The sequence below is a fragment of the Corynebacterium sp. HMSC06G04 genome (assembly GCF_001807365.1).
GTDB classification, from domain to species: domain Bacteria; phylum Actinomycetota; class Actinomycetes; order Mycobacteriales; family Mycobacteriaceae; genus Corynebacterium; species Corynebacterium simulans.
Genome location: NZ_KV788617.1, coordinates 201,981 through 220,883, shown reverse-complemented (window position 1 = coordinate 220,883; position 18,903 = coordinate 201,981). Strand labels below are relative to the sequence as shown.

The following is an 18,903-nucleotide window of genomic DNA, read 5'->3' as shown; positions in this document are numbered from 1 at the left end:
GCGGATTGCCCCTACCAACTACGCCGAAACGGCATTTGTGAGAAAAGACACTTCAAAGGCGATCTGGGGAGTTCTCCCGAGTGCGGCAATGTAGTTGAAAAAGTGAACGGTGTTCTAAAAATATTAAGTTCCCATGTAAACCCTGGAAGGAGACCACGGATGTTGAAGAAGGGGCAGCTGCTCATCGACAACCTCGTGGGCCAGCAGGTGATTTTTTCACCTGGACAACAACTAATAGCCGGTCGCACCGCAGACTTTCCCATCGGTGAAGATGATTTAGCCGTACACCGCCATCATTCCGCTTGGCGCCTCGCTTTTGCGTTTTTCCACCAAGACGATGCGCTATGAATTAGAGCTCGTGCAAGGTACTCCTGTCACAGAACCCGAGGTAGATAGCCTGCCAAACGCAGAGTTTACCCAGAATACTTTCGAGCCAAACTACGAACAGCGCCGCGTGCTCGAAGCTCTCGCGCGCCCGCTTCTCAAGGATCTCAGCGCCGTGCCGCGCGTGGTGATTCCTTCTACCAAGGAATTGGCCGAGGAATCGACGAGCGCTACACCGACATCCGCCTCATCGCTGAGGGCGGCATGGGGCACGTGTACTACGCACGCCAAAAGGACTTGGAACGCGACGTAGCCATCAAGGTCATCAAGGCCACCGCCAGCCCCGATGCACGCGAGCGTTTCCGCGCGGAAATGCGGCGCATGAGCCACCTCAGCCACTCCGCCATCGTTCCGGTTTACACCGGCGGCACGACAGAAGGTTTGCCCTATTTTGTCATGCGCTACGTAGAGGGCGGCACGCTTTACGACGTCCTGAAGGCCCGCAAGGCCGCAGGGCGCCACTTCGACTTAGCCGAGGTTGCTATCTATCTCGAACCTATCGCGCAGGCATTAGACTACCTGGCCAGCCTTCCCACGCCGGTTGTCCACCGCGATGTGAAACCCGCAAATATCCTGGTCCCAGAGGATCCGCGCCCCTCGGCGACGGTCCTGACAGACTTTGGTATTGCGCTCTACGAAGAGGATAATCGCATCACCTCCGAGGGCATGCGCGTGGGCACGGATGCCTATTTGGCACCGGAGCTCTATCCGACGTCGCTTAGCGCGAAGGCGCCCTCCGCTACCCCGCGGCGCAAGAGTACAGCGCGCAAATGGCTTTCAGCCGCGATGATTCTCGGCCTCTGCGGCATCGGCGTGGCCGGTGCATGGAGTTACCTAGCCAAAGACGACTGGAGCGGACCGCAAAAGAACATCGCAGCAGAATATCCCCAGATTGTGGGCGAGAAGGAAGGCGGCACCGGCTGGGAAGGCCTGAAATGCGACCCGCAGGAGGTGGCAGCGGAGGCGCCGATGGAGGCGTCGATAAGCTGCTCCAGCCCGCGCCAGCAGATAAGCGTGCTGGAATTTGCCTCCTCCGACGCGCGCAGCGATTTCAAAAAAGCCTCCCCTGGGCGGGGTAGTGCGCGCAAGGAAGGCGATCGCTGCAGCTTAGAGGTCGTGGCTTATGCAGACGACCTCACCGGATTCTACCCCGACGGAAAACACTCGAATTTTGTGATTTTCTATCGGGGCGAGCTGGAATCCGCAGCCGAGATTCCAGCCTGCTAAGGCCGTCTACTTTTCCGGTTTCACGATTGGGAAGAGAACCGTCTCGCGGATGCCCAGGCCGGTAAGTGCCATGAGCAGGCGGTCCATGCCCATGCCGGTACCGGCTGTTGGAGGCATACCCTGCTCCATGGCGGCCAGGAAGTCCTCGTCGAGAACCATGGCTTCATCGTCGCCGCCGGCGGCCAGGCGGGCCTGATCCTCGAAACGCTCGCGCTGGATAACCGGGTCCACCAGCTCGGAATAGCCGGTGGCCAACTCGAAGCCGCGGACGTAGAGATCCCACTTCTCGGTAACGCCCGGGATGGAGCGGTGCTGACGAGTCAGCGGGGAGGTCTCAACCGGGAAGTTCTTGACAAAGATTGGGCCCTCGAGCTGGTCCTCGCACAGGACTTCCCAAATCTCCTCGACCAGCTTGCCGTGGCCCCAACCGCCGTTCTTTGGAACGTCCAGGCCGATGACCTTGGCAATCTCCTTGAGCTCTTCCACGGTGGAGTCGATGGTGACCTCCGGCTGGCCCGGGAACTTGCGGGCAAGCGCCTCGTTCAGGGATGGGTACATCTCGATCTCCGGCCATTCCTCGCCGCCGAAGTCATACTCGGTGCCATCAGCCAGGGTAACCTTGTGGGAGCCGAAAACGGCCTCGGCCACAGCCTGGATGGACTCGCGGGTGGTGCGAGCACAATCGTTGTAATCGCCCCAGGCCGCGTAGGTCTCTAGCATGGCGAACTCCGGAGAGTGGGAGCGGTCGACGCCCTCGTTACGGAAGTTGCGATTGATCTCGAAGACGCGGTCGATGCCGCCAACGACGGCGCGCTTCAAGTACAACTCCGGCGCAATGCGCAGGTAAAGGTCGATGTCGAGAGCGTTGGAGTGGGTCACGAACGGGCGAGCTGCCGCGCCACCGTGCAAGGTCTGCAGCATCGGGGTCTCGATCTCGACGAAGCCCTGATCCTCCATGTAGTTACGCAGCGCGCGCATGACCTTCACGCGGGTCATCGCGTTCTTGCGAGCCTCCTCGCGCACGATGAGATCGTTGTAGCGCTGGCGCACGCGGGTCTCTTCATTCATGTCCGCGAAGGAAACGGGCAGCGGGCGCAGGGACTTCGCCGCCATGGTCCACTTGGTGGCCATGATGGAAAGCTCGCCGCGGCGCGAAGCGATGACGCGGCCGCGCACGGAGACGAAGTCCCCCAAGTCAACGTCGGACTTCCAGGCAGCCAGCTGCTCTTCGCCGACCTCGGCCAAAGAAAGCATGGCCTGTACCTGGGTGCCGTCACCGTCCTGCAGGGTGGCAAAGCAAAGTTTGCCGGTGTTGCGCATGAAGATAAGGCGGCCGGCGATGGCGTGCTCGACCTCGGTCTCGTCGCCTGCGTGCAGGTAGGTTACGTCGGCTTCCTGGCCCGGCTCTTGATCTTCTGCCAGGACCTGGAACTTGTGGCGAAGGTCCTTCATGGCAATGGTGCGGTCAACGGTGACCGGGTATGCCTCGGTGCCTTCAGCCAGCAGGCGCTCGCGCTTTTCGCGGCGAATGCGCAGCTGCTCAGGGACGTCGTTTACTTCGGGGGTATTCTTCTGCTCGCTCACGATTGTCTAGGGTAGTCGATCCCCTTGAGACAGTGCGATCTCGTACCCGTTTAACGAGTGTTCATTCAAATGACATTCCGATTACACAGGCTGTAAATGCAGATGTGCTTATATAAGCTCCGGCAAACCTCATGACTTAAAACATGAAATCAGGAGCATCACATAATGGCACTCAAGGGCCTTAACCTTTTTACTTCCTCGCGTTCCTCGCTGACCTGCACCTACAAGTGCGGCAACGCCTGCTTGGGCGAATGCGATAACCCTTCCAACAACTCCTACTTCGGTGACCGTTTCACCACCCCGCTTTCTCGCCGTACCGCACTGCGCGCGGGCGGCCTCAGCGTGGTTGCAGTAGGCGGTTCGGCAGCCCTGGCTGCCTGCTCTGGCGACGGCGCTGGCCCGGGTGACTCCGAGGGCACCGCAGGTGCCGGCAAGACTACCGATGCCAAGGTCGAGCTCACCTCTGCAGAGGGCATGCAGTTCGATGCGGTCCAGCCAAACACCAAGGACGAGGTCGTTGTACCGAAGGGCTACGAGCAGTCAGTGCTCATCGCCTGGGGTGACCCGGTGATTGAGGGGGCACCGGAATTCGACGTCGATAAGCAAACTGCGGAAGCTGCGGAAAAGCAGTTCGGCTTCAACAATGACTTCGCGGGCCTCATCGAGCACCCGGATAACCCGGAGCGTCTGGTCTACATGTGCTCCCACGAGTACACCACCGAGCCGATGATGTTCCCGGATTATGACCCGGAGAACCCCACCGAAGAGCAGGTCAAGATCGGCTGGGCTGGCCACGGCCACACCATCCTGGAGGTCTCCAAGGTTGGCGATACCGGCGAGCTCAAGCGCGAGTTCGGCCCGCTAAACCGCCGCATTACTGCAACTACCCCGTTCCAGCTGGTTGGCCCTGCTAAGGGCAGCGACCTGGTCAAGACCAAGGCCGATCCAAAGGGTGAGACCGTAAGCGGCACACTGAACAACTGCTCCGGCGGCGTGACCCCATGGAACACCATGCTGTCTGGCGAGGAGAACTTTGACCAGTACTTCGCTGCTGGCGATATCAAGGACGAGAAGGCAAAGAAGTCGCTGGAGCGCTTCGGTATTGAGGACAAGGAAACCGCCCGCAAGTGGGAGCGCTTCGACGACCGCTTCGACTGCTCCAAGGAGCCAAACGAGCCAAACCGCTTCGGCTGGATCGTTGAGATTAACCCGCTGGACCCAACCTCTACTCCGGTCAAGCACACCGCGCTGGGCCGCTTCAAGCACGAGGCAGGCAACATCCACATCGCTGATGACGGCACCGTGGTCTGCTACTCCGGCGATGACTCCCGCTTCGAATACATCTACAAGTTCATCTCCACCAAGAAGTACGAAGAGGGCAACATCGAGCACAACCTCTCCATCCTGGACCACGGAACCCTGTACGTCGCCGTGATGGAGGGCAACTCCCCTGAGGACGAAATCGACGGCTCGGGCGTTCTGCCTGAGGACGGCGCCTTCGACGGCAAGGGCAAGTGGGTCAAGCTGCTGACCTCTGACACGGAGAACAACAAGTTTGAATCTCACGTTGATGGCTTCAGCGCGGAAGAGGTTGCGATCTTTACCCGTGAGGCTGCTGACAAGGCGGGGGCTACCAAGATGGACCGCCCTGAGGACATCCAGGTTCACCCGGATTCCCACAAGGTCTACGTGGCGCTGACCAATAACTCCTACCGCGGCGCTACCGGCGAGAACGCCAAGAAGAACAAGGAAGATGCCAAGGAATGGGCTCCAGTCAAGGAGAACAAGAACGGCATGGTCATGGAAATTGATGATGACCACGCCGGCGAGTCCTTCACCTGGAACCTCTTCCTGGTCTGCGGCGACCCGAATGAAGCCAACACCTACTTCGGCGGTTTCGATAAGTCCAAGGTCTCCCCGATTTCCTGCCCGGACAACCTGGCCTTCGACAACCACGGCAACCTGTGGATTACCACCGACGGCAACGCACTGGACAGCAACGACGGCCTATATGCGGTCACCACCAGCGGCGATACCCGCGGCGAGCTGAAGTGCTTCCTCACGGTTCCGGCCGGCGCAGAGACCTGTGGCCCAATCGTTGACGACGACCGCGTCATGGTCAACGTCCAGCACCCGGGCGAGGCTGACGACGCCACCTTCGACGCCGCGACCTCCCACTGGCCTGACGGTGGCAAGACCACCCCGCGCCCGGCCGTGGTTGTGGTATGGAAAGACGGCAAGATTGGCGTTAACTAGCTCGCTCTCCTTTTCGCCGCTCGCCTTTGGCCGCTGCCTAGTCATTTGGCCACCACCTCACCATTTGGCTGCTGCCTAACTAAATGGTGAGGACCAAATGGTGAGGTCACCCAACAATAATCACTCTGGTCAACACAGGCCTCAGTGGTTACGGGGTGACCTCACCATTTGTATTTGTGGCGCGCACTACCTCGCCGCTGCTCCACCACTTTCCATTTACCCAGTCCTGGATACCAAGACCTCAAGGTCGCGGTCCGGGCGCGAAAAGTAACAGCGCACCGCGAACAGGAGGTCTGGGTTTCCAGGGGTGCAGTTCCAGGCCTGGGTGTTTACTCAGTGAGGGTGGTCGCGCTAGTTGCGGAGCTGGGCCTCCAACACGTCCTGAGCAAAGTCGAAGAGCGGGGTCGCAACTCCAGCGCGCTGGCCCATCCGGCGAATGGCGCCGACCTGGGCATCGAGCTCGTTGGGCAAACGGTCCTTGATATCACGCTGCATTGATGTCGTGGCCTGCGGATACTGTTCGCGGGCGAAACCCATCGTCTGCTCCACCACGTTATTCGGCAGCGCGACGTCCAACGCTCGAGCGACAGTCTCGACCTCGCGCATGAAGGCCTCCAACTGCCCCGGGATTTCGTCGACGAGGTAACCAATCGACCGATCAACCAATGCGCCCAAAGTGCCCGTGGTGGTTACGAACATGGCCTTGGCCCACACATCGACCAATGGTTCCGCATGATATTTGCCCCGCGCGCCGGCTTCGTTCAAGGCAGCGGCCAACTGCTGCCCCACCGGAATCGAGCCCGCCATCGGGCCGAATGCCAAGCTCAACGGACCGGGGTTGCGCTTAATCTTCGCCGACCCCAGGCGGGTCGCGAAGACGCGAGCAACACCAGCCAGCACATTTTCCTCACCGAAATGCGCTGCAGCCAAGTACGGAATCTCCACCGAATTATGGGTGGTCACCACGGGAATACCCGTGAGCGATTCCGGATCTGGGCCGAAAGTGTCATTCCCCGGCAGCGCTTTCGTGGCGATAATGGCCACGTCGAATCCGCCCAATTCTTCAATTAGCTCGGCAAACGTTTCCGCCGCCGGTGGGGAGGGGATGAAGGTTTCGTTATCAGAGGCGTCGATAAGCGTGAGCCCCGAGCGCAGGGCTTCCAGGGTCTTGCCGCGGGCTACGTAGCCCACCTCGTGGCCTGCCTGCGAGAGAGTGCCGCCAAAGTAACCGCCAATGGCGCCTGCGCCCAGAAATCCAATCTTCATGGATCCCAGACTAGCTATCTTGGTTCTCCAAATTGCGGAAACCGATACCCAATGGCAAGCCGACGCTATCGATCAGCCGCACCCCGCCGAGTGTGGCCGCGACAAAGAGGCGCGCGTCGCCCTCAGCCGGCGGCTCGCCCAAGTCACGGCCGCGCAGTTCCAAGTACTCCGGTTCCACACCTGCAGCAGCCAGCACCTCGCGCGTTACCTCAAGTACCTTCTCAGCACCAGATTCGGCCGCATAGGCACCCGCGGTCAGCGCCGCCGACAACGCACTAGCTTGCTCGCGAGCCTCCGGCGCCACGTCCGCATTGCGCAGGCTCATCACCACGCCATCAGCCATGCGTACCGCCGGCACGCCCTGGACACGCACGCCCAGGTGCAGGTCGGTGCACGCCTGCTGGGTCGCGACGAGCAGCTCGTAATCCTTCTCGCCCATGACGACGTCGCTTGGCGCAAGCGCACCAATCAGACCAATGATGCGCGTTAGCTCAGCGCTAATGTCCTCCATGCCATGCCACTGCGGCACGATCCGCGTGCGTTCGGGGGCTTGGGGCGCATGCCAGACGACGTCGACTTCGCCAAGCAGCTGTGCATCCTGCAGGTCGGTGAGCGCCACGACGACCACCGCGCCGCGAATCCGGCGGGCGGCCTGCACCAGCGCCAGGTGCCCCGCGTGCACGCCGCGACCAAGGGGAACCAGAACCACGCGGCGGCCGGTCTTGCGGTAGGCGCTGCCCACCATGCGAATGCGTTCGATGTCCTCGACGATGTTCATCGGTTCTCCTCCTGTAGCGCCCACATTTCTAGTTCTTCGCGGCGAAAGACCTCGCCGAATCGACGGGCCGCTTCGACGAAGGCGCGGCGCATTCCGGGCTCGGTGATGCCTCGATACGCCGCGATGATTTCGGCGCTTTCGACCGCTTCGAGGGCCTCGGCGCTTTTGACCAGAGTCTCGCTGAATACATCCTCGTTCGCGCGCACGGCCAGCTCGGTCATCATCTGGGCATAGTACACGCGGGCGGCAAACGCGGGCCTTTCGCTATCGCTTAGCGACGCCCCGCTGGCTTGGAACTCCCCCAACACCAGCTCGGCGATGGTTTGGCCAAGCTCGTCGATAGTCGTGGTGGCCCAGCGGCGCGCATGACACGGCGCGATGGCGGCGACGACGCAGCCGCGAGTCTCTAGGGGATCGAGCACCTGCACTCCGCGGGAAAGGCAAGTGTGAAAGACGATGAGGCCGTCGTGCACGTAGGTTTCGAGCATGTCGACGGCCTGCTCCAAGCGGGCATCGCCAAGCGCGATGATGAGTGCTTGATAGTCCTGTAGCTCGGTTAGTTCTGTGAGCGACTCCACGGTGTGGCCGACCACGCGCATCTCCTCAGCGAGAAGCTGGCCGGCTTGCGAGTTTCCGAAGAGCGCGACGCGCATCCGCGGTGCGCGCATTTACTTCTTCTTTTTCATTGCGGCCATGAGCTCGGCCACTGAGACAGAGCCCTCGCGTGCCTCGTCGCTACGGCGACGGCCGCGGGATCCTTCCTGCTCCGGCGCGCGGTGCTTATGGCTAGCGTGCTGCGCCGCCCTTGCCTGCTGCGGCTGCGGCTGTGCCTGCTGGCCCTGCTGGCCATCCCAGCGCACGGTCTGGAAAGAAGCGGTGTCGAAAGTAGACTCCGGGGACTTCTGCGGCTGGCCGCCTGGGAAGTGCTGGCTCGGCTTTGCGGAGGCCGGCTTAGCTTGCGGCTGGGAGACCGCTTGCTGGCGTTGCGGCTGTTGTGCCTGCTGTGCCTGCTGTGCCTGCCCCTGCGCTGGGAAGGTCGGACGGCCGAAGTTCTGGCGGGCGCGCTCCTGGGCCTGGTGCTGCGCCTGCTGCGCCTGCTGGGACTGCTGGGTCTGCGCCTGCGCCGGCTGCTGAACGCGCTGCTGGACCTTTTGGGAGATGATGTCATCCAGCGGGTTGTGCTGCGGGGTGCGGGCGCTGGGCTGGGAGCCGAGGCGGCCGGCGACGGCGTCGGCAGTTGGCGCACCCTTGGAAGCCTGGGTGAAGTTGACCTCTGGCTCGCGGGTCTTTTCCTCAAGCTCCATGATGCGACGTGCCTCTGCGTGCAGCGCGGCTGGCTCATAGGTGAACTCGCGGCCAGACAGCTCCTCAATCTGGGCGCGGATGGAGGCCAGCTCCCGCCGAATTTCCTCCATAATGTCGGAATCGCCCTGGGTTGGCTCGACCTTGCGGGCGCGCTCAGATTCCAGCAGCGCGGCCGATTCCGCGGCCTCGCGGCGGTAGCGCACCACCATGAAAAAGCCCAGGACAGCCGCCCACAATGCGGCGATGAGCGCCAGTTTCAAAGCACTAGCAGAGCCCGAAATGAGCATGACCAAGCTGGCGATGACGGCCAAAATCACCAGTGCAATAAGGCCAATCGAGCCGGCGTCTGCTTTCTTGGGGGCGGATTGCTGTGGTTCAGGGGTCGGAGCAGTCATGGAAACCAATTTACAGTCCGATCCTTTAATTAGCCCACTAAGTCTGCCCCAGCGCGTCGGGCGGCACCTCGCAGTGGCGTTCCAAGACCACGCCAGCCACTGCCATGGCGATGCCGCCGAGAGCGGAAGTCAGCACGCCCGTAAGGTCACTAGCGGCGGCCACCAGCTCATTCGCATGAGGAAGCACATAGACCAACATGCCCAAGTAGCCGCCGCCGACGATGGCGCCGGTCCACGCCGAGGCTTTGCCCACGAGCAGAAACTGCGCGATGGTCATGGGATTGAGCTGCGAGTTATCTAGACCAATACCGTGTTCTTTGCTCTTGGCTTGGCGCACCTTCCACGTCAAAAAGACACACACGGCCGTCACGGCCCACAGGGAAATGGAGACAGTCGCCGGGATGGCCAGCATGGAGCCATAAAAGCGGGAGGTCAAAATCGCAGCCGCAGCGGCAACGAAGAGCCCTACTCCGACAAGCCAGCCTATCGACGTCCGCTTCATGCCAGCTTCACCTGCTCTACCTCGGCCGGGTCGAGCGCAGCGATGAGGTCTGCAACCGGGGTATCGCCAAGCCGCGCATCTGGGTCCGCAGCCAGCCACGGCACCAGCACGAAGGCACGCTGGTGGGCATAAGGATGCGGAAGCGTCAGTTCCGGATCGCTAGAGGTCACGCCTTCTACCTGCACGATGTCCACATCTAGGGTGCGCGGACCCCAATGGCGCACGCGGACGCGCTCGGCGGCCTGCTCAAGGGCCTGACCGCGGCGCAGCAACTCCACTGGGCTCTCCTCTACGTCCACAATGAGCACCGCGTTAAGGAACTCGTCCTGGTCCGTAACACCCCACGGCGGGGTGGAATAAATGGGCGAGGCCGCCACGGTTTCCGCGGCGAACTCGTCGAAGACCGTCTGCAGCAATGCGCGGCGGTCATCCATGTTGGAGCCAATCGAAAGTACCGCGCGCATCGTCACTTGCCTCCTCGCATGCTCTTTCGCGAGCGACGCGCCACGACGGCGACGTCGGCGAAGGTGCGCGGAATCGGCGCCTTCGGTTTATGAATGGTCACCTCGACCGCATGCAGCAGGTCATAACGCTGCATCACGGTATCGGCCACCTCGTTGGCCACGGTCTCGATGAGATCGCGCGACGGGCCCTCGACGATGTCCGCCGCGACATCGGCAAGCTCGGCGTAGCTTACGGTGTTCGCAAGGTCATCTGTGGTTGGGAACTCAGTCCAGCAGGTGATGTCCACCAGGAAGGGCTGACCCTCGCGCTTTTCTTCCTCGAAGACACCGTGGTAACCAAAACACTCCAGGCCGGTCAGTTCGATGCGGTCTGCCATTAGCGGTTTCCTTCCTTAGACGCAGCGCCGTTGGTGTAGCTGCGGGTGGCGTTTACGCCGCCAGAATAGGCCAAGCCAGCGTTCCACGCGGCGGCGACGTCGACGGCATCGCGGGAGACGCCGACCTCGTGCACGCGCACGCCCCACGCGCCCATTTGCGCGGAGATTGCGGTGACAGCGGCGGTGGCGGGATCGGCGAGCACGGGCGAGGCTTCCGCGCCGCGGTCCTCACGGATGGCGGCGAGGAAGCGCTTGCGGGAAGCGCCCACGAGAATCGGAAACTCGCCCTCAAGGAAGCTCGGCAGTGCCTTCAATAACGCCCAGTTATCCTGCGGAGTCTTGGCAAAGCCCAGGCCCGGATCCAGGACGATGTTGTCAGCGCGCACGCCTGCTGCAAGGGCGGCGTCGCTCAGCTGCGCTAGGCGTTCGTGCACGTCGCGCACGACATCGCCGCCATGGTCCGCACTGCCGGCGGCGGAGCCGAACTGTACGGTACGCCAATGCATCAGACACACGGGCAGCGCGCTATCGGCCATCGCGGCCAGCATGTCAGGGTCCGCAAGCCCGCCGGAGACATCGTTGATGAGGTCCACGCCCGCGCTTGCCGACGCCGCCGCCACCGACGCACGCATCGTATCCACGGAGGTTTTGATGCCCTCCTCGTGCAGCGCGCGGATGACCGGAACCACGCGGTTTTCCTCGTCCTTCGCGTCCACGCGGACTGCGCCGGGGCGGGTGGATTCGCCGCCAACATCGATGATGTCTGCACCCGCCGCGACCAATTCGCGGGCGTGCTCAATCGCGGCGTCGATGTTGAGCCACCGCCCGCCGTCAGAAAAAGAATCCTCGGTGACGTTCACGATTCCCATGACCAGCGTGCGGCCCGGGACGGTCAAGTCACTGACAGTCATTTCTAGCTCCTAATAAGGCTCATTACCTCAGCGCGGGAAGCGGCATTGGACTTGAAACCGCCGCGGACGGCCGAGGTCGTGGTGGTAGCGCCAGGCTTGCGGATGCCGCGCATGGCCATGCACAGGTGCTCGCATTCGATGACCACGATGACAGATTGCGCGTGGAGGACCTCCACCAGGGCATCGGCAATCTGGGAGGTCAGACGCTCCTGAACTTGCGGACGCTTGGCGTACATATCGGCCAGGCGGGCTAGCTTGGACAGGCCGGTGACCTGGCCGTCTGGGCCCGGGATGTAGCCGATGTGCGCCACGCCGTAGAAAGGCACCAGGTGGTGCTCGCAGGTGGAGTAAATCGGGATATCGCGCACCAAGACCAGTTCTTGGTGCTCCTCAGCGAAGGTCTTGTGCAGGACTTCGGTTGGGTCCGCGTGCAGGCCGGCGAAGACTTCCTTGTAAGCGCGCGCGACGCGGGCTGGCGTCTCCTGCAGGCCCTCGCGGTCGGGGTCCTCCCCTACTGCGATGAGCAACTCGCGGATCGCTGCCTCCGCGCGGGCCTGATCAAATTCGCCCTTGGCGGGGATGTTATTGCTCATCTGAATCCTTGTAGGGGCTGGCCTGGCCCTGGTTGCCAGAGCGAGGAGAGTTGTACGGGTTATTGGCACGCTGGTTCTCGCCGAAGCTGGACCACTGGTCGCGGTCAGGCTGCGGCTTGGCGTGGCGGCTGCCGACGCGGGGAATTTCGGTGGTCGGGCGGTCGCTCGGGGCCTGGCCAGCGGGAGTTTCGGGAGCCGGAGCAGGCTGTGCCGGCTTTTCGGCTTGTTTTTCTTCTGGTGCGAAGAAAGTGTTTTTCTCGCTATCGACCTTGTCGCCCGCGTGCTGGCCAAAGTTGAAGCCAATCTCGCCGGTGGGCTGTGGGTCCTGGCCTGCTAGGCGACGCTCGCGTGCCGCACGGGAAGCCTCAACCAAAGTCATGCGCGGTGGCAGCTCCTCGCCGCGTTCCTTGGCCAACTCGGCCGGAGTCTTGACTGGCTCGCGGCCAGCCTGGCGCGGGAAGCGATCGTCCTCGTTCGGGAAGACGTCGAAAGCCGCGCGTGGCTCGATGCCCTCAAAGATGCCCTCCAGGTCGGGGCGACGGAGGGTCTCCTTGTCCAGCAGCATCTCCGCGAGCTTATCCAGGTAGTCGCGGTGCTCCGCCAAGATGTCGTAGGCCTGCTGATGCGCGCGATCCAACAAGTAGCGCATCTGCTCGTCGATGCGGGTAGCCACGTCTTCGGAGTACTCGATGGAACCGCCGCCCATGCCGTAGCCGAATGGGTCGCCCTGCTCCTTGCCGTATTTCACGGTGCCAAGGTCCGGGGAGAAGCCGTACTCGGTCAGCATGGAACGAGCGATCTTGGTGGCGTTTTCAATATCAGAGGAGGCGCCGGTTGTCGGCGCGCCGAACACGAGCTCCTCGGCAGCACGGCCGCCCATGGCAAAGACCAAGCGGGAGAAGAGCTCGTCGCGGGTGTACATGCCCTTGTCGTCTTCCTGCGAGGTCATCGCGTGGCCACCGGTGCGGCCACGGGCCAAGATGGTGACCTTGTAAACGCGCTCAATGTCCTTGAGCGCCCAAGCGGCCAAGGTGTGGCCGCCCTCGTGGTACGCGGTGACCTTCTTCTCGTGCTCGGAGATGATCTTGCCTTGGCGGCGCGGACCGCCGACGACGCGGTCGGTGGCCTCCTCGAGAGCGTCATAAGTAATCACATTGCCGCCAATGCGGGCGGTCAAAAGTGCAGCCTCGTTCAGGACGTTAGCCAGGTCCGCGCCGGACATACCGGCGGTGCGCTTGGCCAGCTGGGCGACGTCGACTTCCTTGGCCAAAGGCTTGTCCTTAGCGTGGACGCGCAGAATCTCCTCGCGGCCAGCCAGGTCTGGGTTAGTAACCGGAATCTGGCGGTCGAAGCGGCCCGGGCGCAGCAGCGCCGGGTCCAGGATGTCTGGGCGGTTGGTGGCCGCGATGAGGATGACGCCCTCGCGGTCGCCGAAGCCGTCCATTTCCACCAGCAGCTGGTTCAGGGTCTGCTCGCGCTCGTCATGTCCGCCGCCGGTGCCGGAGCCACGCTGGCGGCCCACGGCGTCAATCTCGTCGACGAAGATGATGCACGGGCTGTTTTCCTTCGCCTGCTTAAACAGGTCGCGCACGCGGGAAGCACCCACGCCGACGAACATCTCCACGAAGTCCGAGCCGGAGATGGAGAAGAAAGGAACTCCCGCCTCGCCCGCAACGGCGCGGGCCAGCAGCGTCTTACCTGTGCCGGGAGGGCCGTAGAGCAACACGCCGCGCGGAATCTTCGCGCCGAGGGCATGGTAGCGCTCGGGCTCGTCCAAGAAATCCTTGATTTCCTGCAGCTCGTCCACTGCTTCATCGGCACCAGCCACGTCCTCGAACGTGTTGGTGGGCATGTCCTTGGTCAGCTCCTTGGCCTTGGAGCCGCCGATACCGAACATCCCGCCGCCGTTTTGCTGCATGCGGGACATGAACCAGAACAGGAACGCGAACAGGATGATCATCGGCAACAGGAAGCTGACCATCGAGCCCAGGAAAGATTCCTGGGTGACCTTGGTCTGGTACTTCTCCGCGCCGGAGTCCTTAACAGAGTTAAAGATCTGTTCGCCGGCGCGGGCCGGGTACTTGGCGATGATTTCTTCGACGCCCTCGCGCTCTTCCACCGTCACTGGCTTTTTGAGCTTGAGGCGCAGCTGCTGTTCGCGGTCGTCGATTTGCGCCTCAGCGACGTTTTTGTCCGTCAGCTGCTTGACCGCTACGGATGTCTCCACCTGGACGTAGTTGCGTGCATCGTTGGTAAAGAAGGTGAATGCATAAAGCGCTACGAGTACAAGCGCTGCGATTCCGCCGTAGCGAAGGAGTTTCTTGTTTTTCATTAGTACCTATTTGTACCTAGTAATCCCTATTTGTTGGTGTAGACGTCTGGATGCAAGGTGCCGACGTAAGGCAGGTCGCGGTAACGCTCCGCGTAGTCGAGACCGTAGCCGATGACGAACTCGTTCGGAATATCGAATCCAACATCGAACAGATCGATCTCGGCACGAATGACCTCCGGCTTACGCAGCAAGGTGACCACCTCGAGGGAGCGCGGGTTGCGGCCCTTGAGGTTGCGGATCAGCCAGGACAGGGTGAGGCCAGAGTCGATGATGTCCTCAACGATGAGAACGTCGCGGCCTTCGATGTCGCGGTCAAGGTCCTTCAAGATGCGGACCACGCCGGAAGAGGAGGTGGCGTTGCCGTAGGAAGAAACCGCCATGAACTCCATCTGGGAAGGAATAGACAGCTTGCGCGCGAAGTCCGTCATGAAGAAAACGGCTCCCTTGAGCACGCAAACGAGGATGAGTTCTTCCTCTGCGTCCTTATATTTAGCGGCTACGTTATCCGCCATTTCCTGGATTCGTGCTTGCAGCTCTTCCTCGCCAATGAGGACGGCTTCGACGTCTTTGCCGTAAGCATTTGCTGGGACGTTGAAATCTTTTTTGTCGTGCACGCTTGCGCTCCTTTAGTGACCGGGCAATAGTGCCAGTTTGCCACCAACCCTTCTTACTTCCAACCTCTGCCCCATGATTTTTTGCTCTTTCAGGCTCGGCGCCACGGCCACGCCTCCCTGTCCGTGCCAGTTGGTGCACAGCTTGCCGACGCCGCGCAGCACCTCACGGGTTACTTCCGCCCCCTGCTCATGCAGCCACGCAGCCAGGATACGCCGTCGCACCGGTTCGCTAAGAGCTGCCAACTCCGCAGCGTCGAGGCCTTCGCTTCCCGGTGCCGCGTTGCTTAACGCCGCCTTACTCAACGCCGCGTTACTTAACGCGGCGTCGTCAAGCGCGGCATCCCCCGCCGCCTGGGCGAGTGCGGGCACGGCGTCTCCCCCGATCAGCTGGGAAAGCTGCGGGATGATCTCGCGGCGCAGCGCCACGCGGCGGAAGGAGGTATCGCGGTTTTGCGGGTCATGCCAAACCGCAAGACCCAGCTCTTCGCAGGCGGCAAGCGTCTGCGCGCGGCGGACCTGCAGCAGGGGGCGCACCACGCGCACGCCCTCAATCTCGGCGGCAGGCAGCATGCCGGCGACCTTGCCGCGCAGCGCGCCAAGCAGCAGGGTCTCGGCTTGGTCGTCAGCGGTATGCGCCACGGCCACGGGCAGCCGCGTCGCACCGGCGAAAGCCTGGTAGCGCGCTAGTCTCGCGGCGGCCTCCAGGGAGCCTCGATCTGCAACCTCCACCTTCAGTACTTCTGCCCGCGCGCCCAAGCTTTCTGCTTGGCCGGCGGCCTTCCCGGCTTGCTCGGCAGAACCCGGCTGCAGGCCATGATCGACGCACAGGGCTTGTACCTCGAAGCCCTCGGCCACCAAGGCCGCGGTCAGTGCCAAAGAATCGGCGCCGCCAGAGAGCCCCACGGCTATGCTCTCTTGTGGCTTTGCCTCCTGCGCCCACTCCACCACCGCGCGGCGGCAGGCCAGAAAGTTTGGCGAAACTCGCGGCCAGAAGGGCTTTGCCGCGTATTTAGAACTCATGTAGCACGCTGGCCAGCGCGTCTTGGGCCTTGCGGGCGGCCAAGATGTCACCGTCGTTGACCAAAAAGGCGAAGGCATAGACGCGGCCGGACTGGCCCTGTGCGGTACCAGCCAGCGCAGAGACGCCGGTCAGCGTGCCAGTCTTGGCGCGAACATAGCCGCGGGCAGGCGAATCGCCGTAGCGCTCGTACAAGGTTCCCTCGCCGCCGGCCAGCGGAAGATAACCCAGCAGGGGGCGCAGGGCGTCGTTCGTCGCGGCGATGTCCACGATGCGCGTCAGCACTGCCGCCGGGATGCGGTTCTCGGTGGACAGCCCGGAGTTGTCCTTAATATTCACGCCGTTTAAGTCGATGTCGTTTTCTTCGAGCACCTCGCGGGTGGCCTCGGTAGCGCCTTGGAAGCTAGCTTCCTTTCCACGGGCCGTGGCCAGCTCGCGGGCAATGGCCTCGGTCATGACGTTGTCGGAATGCTTCGCGGCTTCCTGCGCGCGTTCGGCCAGCGGCGCGGAGTGCACCTCACCGAGCACGACGCCGGCCTGCGGGGCATCGCCTTCCTCGACTTTGTCGGTGCCTAAGCGTTTTGCCAGTGCATGCGCAAGATCCGTGGCCGGGGTGTGGCTACGTGGGACGTCGCCAGTCGTGGCGCCGACGCGGCCGCCGTAAAGCATCGCGGGCTGCATAGGCGCCACGAAGCCCTCGTCGACATTCTCGGGGTCCCAACCCGGCGCCTGTTGCGGGCCTGCCCATGCGGAAGTATCCAGCACCACGCGCTTAGCGTTTCCCACCTGGGCGGCAAGGTCATCGAGCTGTGCGGAGGTCATCCAGACGTCGCCAGCCGCGCGCAGCACAACCGTGCCTTCCTCCTCGCCCTGCAGGACCTGCGTGGTGATCCGTTCGTCCTCGCCGAGTGCCAACGTGGCTGCGGCAAGGGTTAACACCTTGGTGGAAGATGCCGGCGTCAGCGGGCGCTGGGCGTCGCGCTCCCACACCACCTCATCGCTGGTGGTGTCGATGACCTGCGCGCCGAACGTCGCCAACGCGGGGTCCTTAGCCTGGGAATCAAGGCGGGCCTTCAGCGCTTCTAAATCCACCTCACCGGGCTGGGCAACCTGCAAAGGTGTCGCCGGCGTGGGCTGAGAATACGGGGTCCCGTGGTCCAAATTGTTGTAGGCGCTCTGGATGTTTACCCCGAGTGCAGCCGTGCCTGCAATGGCAGCGGCCATCACCACGGCCGTGCCCGTCCACCACATATGCTTCGCTTTCATCGCCTTTCACCCTAGCGCGATAATGGGGCACGGTAGACTATTGGCAGCGATTGATGATGCCGAATATTCTCGGCCGCAATCCCCCAGTACCCACAATTTGTATGGAGGAATACGCAGTGAGCGTTGAAGTAACCATCGAGATCCCAAAGGGCTCCCGCAACAAGTACGAGGTTGACCACGAGACCGGCAAGGTTCACCTCGACCGCTACCTGTTCACCCCAATGGCATACCCGGCTGATTACGGTTTCATCGACCACACCCTGGGTGAGGACGGTGACCCGCTCGACGCTCTCGTTATCCTGCCGGAGCCAGTTTTCCCGGGCGTTGTTGTTGAGGCTCGCGTCCTCGGCGTCTTCAAGATGACCGACGAGGCCGGCGGCGACGACAAGCTGCTTTGCGTCATCGATGATCCTCGCTGGGAGCGCTACCAGGACATCAACGATGTTGAGGATTCCATCAAGGACGAGATCGAGCACTTCTTCGTCCACTACAAGGACTTGGAGCCGAACAAGGAAGTTACCGGCTCTGGCTGGGGCGACAAGGCTGAGGCGGAGAAGATCCTCGAAGAGGCTATCGCTCGCTTCAAGTAATTCACGTTTCTAGGGACGTTTCGATCAAATAGGGCTCAAAATCCGAGGGTTTGAGAGGCCTTAGTTGATCGAAACGTCCTTTTTCTTTGTCACCGCGACAACTCCTCGTTCGTGACGTACGATTCGATCAAATAGGGGGCCGAAAACAGCGGTTTCTGGGGGCTTATTTGTTAGAAACGTACTCGTCGGGGCACATGGAAATTTTCGAGGGACGCGCGGGGACTCGCCGCGCTGCTAAGGGGCAGGCAATCAAGATTTGCCGCGGTCTGTATTTATCTGCGGTGCCAACGCCGCGCGAGCTCGCTGAAGTCGTCTCGCGGCGCTGGCCGGACTCAGCTTTAGACGGCTATTCCGCCGCTCAGCAGTATCTTGGCCAAGAACTGACTTTTCCGCTTCACTTCCTGCGTGCAGGAACGATGGCATCAAGCACGTATTTCCGCAGCCGGCGGGCACGGCCCAAGGCGCTGGGCAGTATGAACGGGGTAAACGTGTGCAGCCCACTGCAATGCATTGAGGCCATGGCGCAGGAGGATGGCGTGGCCTTCATCGAGGCCTTCTTCGCTGGGCCACACGGGCGCTCGCGCATCGAGACCGAGCAGCTGGACTTTCGCCGCCTGCCCAAGCACACGCGTGAGGTGTTGGAGAAGGCCATCGTCGGGGCGGATAGCAAGCCGGAGCGCGACCTCACCCGGGGCCTTGAACCCCACGTCAAAGTCCGCAACAACGTGCGGGTTGGGCCCTACCGCTGGGACTTGGTGCTAGAGGAACACAAGGTTGCCATCGAGGTGGACGGCTATGCGTATCACAAAGGCGAGAACCGGCAGCGCTTCGAAATCGACCGCCAGAAGCTTAACGACGCCATTCAGCGCGGCTACCTGCCCCTCCACTTCACCGCCGCCACGATTGAGCACCACCTTGACGTCGCTGTGCACCAGGTCCTCGCGGTCATCAAACGGCGGGGCGAGTTCGTTCCTCCGCCGTGGAAGTGGCACCACTACTGGCGGTGGGAAGGCGAGCGTTGCGGCTAGGAAGCCGCAACGT

At 62.2% G+C, this 18,903-nt stretch carries 19 protein-coding genes and 1 pseudogene; 6 read left to right on the top strand and 14 right to left on the bottom strand.

The window, feature by feature from the left end:
* The 3 genes and pseudogenes from HMPREF3158_RS13040 to HMPREF3158_RS07845 form a co-directional block, all read left to right on the top strand.
* A pseudogene (locus HMPREF3158_RS13040) lies at positions 1–348 on the top strand (hypothetical protein); the annotation flags it as partial.
* Positions 338–637, top strand: coding sequence for a hypothetical protein (locus tag HMPREF3158_RS12785; RefSeq protein WP_168161757.1), 300 nt, complete (start codon positions 338–340; stop codon positions 635–637). The pseudogene HMPREF3158_RS13040 and the gene HMPREF3158_RS12785, both read left to right, overlap by 11 nt.
* Complete coding sequence (locus HMPREF3158_RS07845; protein ID WP_070497979.1) at positions 598–1,611, top strand: serine/threonine-protein kinase; 1,014 nt, start codon at positions 598–600, stop codon at positions 1,609–1,611. Before HMPREF3158_RS12785 ends, HMPREF3158_RS07845 begins: the two co-directional genes overlap by 40 nt.
* A gap of 6 nt (positions 1,612–1,617) precedes the next feature.
* Here HMPREF3158_RS07845 and lysS read toward each other — a convergent pair whose 3' ends face one another.
* Entirely contained in the window at positions 1,618–3,195 is a 1,578-nt protein-coding gene (gene lysS / locus HMPREF3158_RS07840; protein WP_062043275.1) for a lysine--tRNA ligase, read from the bottom strand.
* A gap of 165 nt (positions 3,196–3,360) precedes the next feature.
* Between lysS and HMPREF3158_RS07835 the strand changes: the two genes are divergently transcribed.
* Positions 3,361–5,451 carry a PhoX family protein gene (locus tag HMPREF3158_RS07835; protein ID WP_070497977.1) on the top strand — a complete coding sequence of 697 codons (2,091 nt, stop codon included), beginning with the start codon at positions 3,361–3,363 and terminating at the stop codon, positions 5,449–5,451.
* A 351-nt stretch (positions 5,452–5,802) separates the two neighbouring features.
* Here HMPREF3158_RS07835 and HMPREF3158_RS07830 read toward each other — a convergent pair whose 3' ends face one another.
* The 13 genes from HMPREF3158_RS07830 to dacB are packed head-to-tail and all read right to left on the bottom strand — an operon-like array spanning position 5,803 to position 17,272.
* Positions 5,803–6,717, bottom strand: a complete 915-nt coding sequence (locus HMPREF3158_RS07830) for a 2-dehydropantoate 2-reductase (protein WP_070497976.1) — start codon at positions 6,715–6,717, stop codon at positions 5,803–5,805.
* Between the two features lie 10 nt (positions 6,718–6,727).
* Positions 6,728–7,495, bottom strand: a complete 768-nt coding sequence (locus HMPREF3158_RS07825; protein WP_070497974.1) for a pantoate--beta-alanine ligase — start codon at positions 7,493–7,495, stop codon at positions 6,728–6,730.
* Positions 7,492–8,163, bottom strand: a complete 672-nt coding sequence (locus tag HMPREF3158_RS07820) for a 6PGD fold domain-containing protein (RefSeq protein ID WP_210386636.1) — start codon at positions 8,161–8,163, stop codon at positions 7,492–7,494. The genes HMPREF3158_RS07825 and HMPREF3158_RS07820 overlap by 4 nt, the downstream gene beginning before the upstream one ends.
* The gene (locus HMPREF3158_RS07815) at positions 8,164–9,195 is read right to left on the bottom strand and encodes a DUF6779 domain-containing protein (RefSeq protein WP_062037137.1); all 1,032 of its coding nucleotides are present in this window, start codon (positions 9,193–9,195) and stop codon (positions 8,164–8,166) included.
* Positions 9,196–9,232: 37 nt separating this feature from the next.
* The gene (locus HMPREF3158_RS07810; RefSeq protein WP_061924713.1) at positions 9,233–9,697 is read right to left on the bottom strand and encodes a DUF3180 domain-containing protein; all 465 of its coding nucleotides are present in this window, start codon (positions 9,695–9,697) and stop codon (positions 9,233–9,235) included.
* Complete coding sequence (gene folK, locus HMPREF3158_RS07805; RefSeq protein ID WP_070497972.1) at positions 9,694–10,161, bottom strand: 2-amino-4-hydroxy-6-hydroxymethyldihydropteridine diphosphokinase; 468 nt, start codon at positions 10,159–10,161, stop codon at positions 9,694–9,696. Before folK ends, HMPREF3158_RS07810 begins: the two co-directional genes overlap by 4 nt.
* 2 nt (positions 10,162–10,163) lie before the next feature.
* Complete coding sequence (gene folB, locus HMPREF3158_RS07800) at positions 10,164–10,538, bottom strand: dihydroneopterin aldolase (RefSeq protein WP_061924717.1); 375 nt, start codon at positions 10,536–10,538, stop codon at positions 10,164–10,166.
* A complete protein-coding gene (folP, locus tag HMPREF3158_RS07795) occupies positions 10,538–11,449 on the bottom strand; it encodes a dihydropteroate synthase (protein WP_070497971.1) in 912 nt (303 codons plus the stop codon). The genes folB and folP overlap by 1 nt, the downstream gene beginning before the upstream one ends.
* 2 nt (positions 11,450–11,451) lie before the next feature.
* Complete coding sequence (gene folE / locus HMPREF3158_RS07790) at positions 11,452–12,042, bottom strand: GTP cyclohydrolase I FolE (RefSeq protein WP_070497969.1); 591 nt, start codon at positions 12,040–12,042, stop codon at positions 11,452–11,454.
* Positions 12,032–14,374 (bottom strand): ATP-dependent zinc metalloprotease FtsH, encoded by a 2,343-nt coding sequence (ftsH, locus tag HMPREF3158_RS07785; protein WP_070497967.1) that lies wholly within the window; start codon positions 14,372–14,374, stop codon positions 12,032–12,034. Before ftsH ends, folE begins: the two co-directional genes overlap by 11 nt.
* Before the next feature lie 26 nt (positions 14,375–14,400).
* Entirely contained in the window at positions 14,401–14,988 is a 588-nt protein-coding gene (gene hpt, locus HMPREF3158_RS07780) for a hypoxanthine phosphoribosyltransferase (protein WP_061924728.1), read from the bottom strand.
* 12 nt (positions 14,989–15,000) lie between these two features.
* Positions 15,001–16,008 (bottom strand): tRNA lysidine(34) synthetase TilS, encoded by a 1,008-nt coding sequence (gene tilS, locus HMPREF3158_RS07775; protein ID WP_062037121.1) that lies wholly within the window; start codon positions 16,006–16,008, stop codon positions 15,001–15,003.
* Complete coding sequence (gene dacB, locus HMPREF3158_RS07770; protein WP_070497965.1) at positions 15,998–17,272, bottom strand: D-alanyl-D-alanine carboxypeptidase/D-alanyl-D-alanine endopeptidase; 1,275 nt, start codon at positions 17,270–17,272, stop codon at positions 15,998–16,000. The genes tilS and dacB overlap by 11 nt, the downstream gene beginning before the upstream one ends.
* A 116-nt stretch (positions 17,273–17,388) precedes the next feature.
* Between dacB and HMPREF3158_RS07765 the strand changes: the two genes are divergently transcribed.
* Positions 17,389–17,862, top strand: a complete 474-nt coding sequence (locus tag HMPREF3158_RS07765) for an inorganic diphosphatase (protein WP_062037114.1) — start codon at positions 17,389–17,391, stop codon at positions 17,860–17,862.
* Positions 17,863–18,056: 194 nt separating this feature from the next.
* Entirely contained in the window at positions 18,057–18,890 is an 834-nt protein-coding gene (locus HMPREF3158_RS07760; RefSeq protein WP_070455266.1) for an endonuclease domain-containing protein, read from the top strand.
* The last annotated feature ends 13 nt before the right edge of the window (positions 18,891–18,903 follow it).

What these genes read in the sequence shown, in the direction of transcription:
- dacB (WP_070497965.1), bottom strand. Translation starts at nt 17,272, where the DNA reads ATGAAAGCGAAGCATATGTGGTGGACGGGCACGGCCGTGGTGATGGCC.
- HMPREF3158_RS07835 (WP_070497977.1), top strand. Translation starts at nt 3,361, where the DNA reads ATGGCACTCAAGGGCCTTAACCTTTTTACTTCCTCGCGTTCCTCGCTG.
- HMPREF3158_RS07760 (WP_070455266.1), top strand. Translation starts at nt 18,057, where the DNA reads ATGGAAATTTTCGAGGGACGCGCGGGGACTCGCCGCGCTGCTAAGGGG.
- HMPREF3158_RS07810 (WP_061924713.1), bottom strand. Translation starts at nt 9,697, where the DNA reads ATGAAGCGGACGTCGATAGGCTGGCTTGTCGGAGTAGGGCTCTTCGTT.
- tilS (WP_062037121.1), bottom strand. Translation starts at nt 16,008, where the DNA reads ATGAGTTCTAAATACGCGGCAAAGCCCTTCTGGCCGCGAGTTTCGCCA.
- HMPREF3158_RS07830 (WP_070497976.1), bottom strand. Translation starts at nt 6,717, where the DNA reads ATGAAGATTGGATTTCTGGGCGCAGGCGCCATTGGCGGTTACTTTGGC.
- ftsH (WP_070497967.1), bottom strand. Translation starts at nt 14,374, where the DNA reads ATGAAAAACAAGAAACTCCTTCGCTACGGCGGAATCGCAGCGCTTGTA.
- folK (WP_070497972.1), bottom strand. Translation starts at nt 10,161, where the DNA reads ATGCGCGCGGTACTTTCGATTGGCTCCAACATGGATGACCGCCGCGCA.
- HMPREF3158_RS07815 (WP_062037137.1), bottom strand. Translation starts at nt 9,195, where the DNA reads ATGACTGCTCCGACCCCTGAACCACAGCAATCCGCCCCCAAGAAAGCA.
- HMPREF3158_RS07825 (WP_070497974.1), bottom strand. Translation starts at nt 7,495, where the DNA reads ATGAACATCGTCGAGGACATCGAACGCATTCGCATGGTGGGCAGCGCC.
- folE (WP_070497969.1), bottom strand. Translation starts at nt 12,042, where the DNA reads ATGAGCAATAACATCCCCGCCAAGGGCGAATTTGATCAGGCCCGCGCG.
- HMPREF3158_RS07820 (WP_210386636.1), bottom strand. Translation starts at nt 8,163, where the DNA reads ATGCGCGCACCGCGGATGCGCGTCGCGCTCTTCGGAAACTCGCAAGCC.
- HMPREF3158_RS12785 (WP_168161757.1), top strand. Translation starts at nt 338, where the DNA reads ATGCGCTATGAATTAGAGCTCGTGCAAGGTACTCCTGTCACAGAACCC.
- folP (WP_070497971.1), bottom strand. Translation starts at nt 11,449, where the DNA reads ATGACTGTCAGTGACTTGACCGTCCCGGGCCGCACGCTGGTCATGGGA.
- folB (WP_061924717.1), bottom strand. Translation starts at nt 10,538, where the DNA reads ATGGCAGACCGCATCGAACTGACCGGCCTGGAGTGTTTTGGTTACCAC.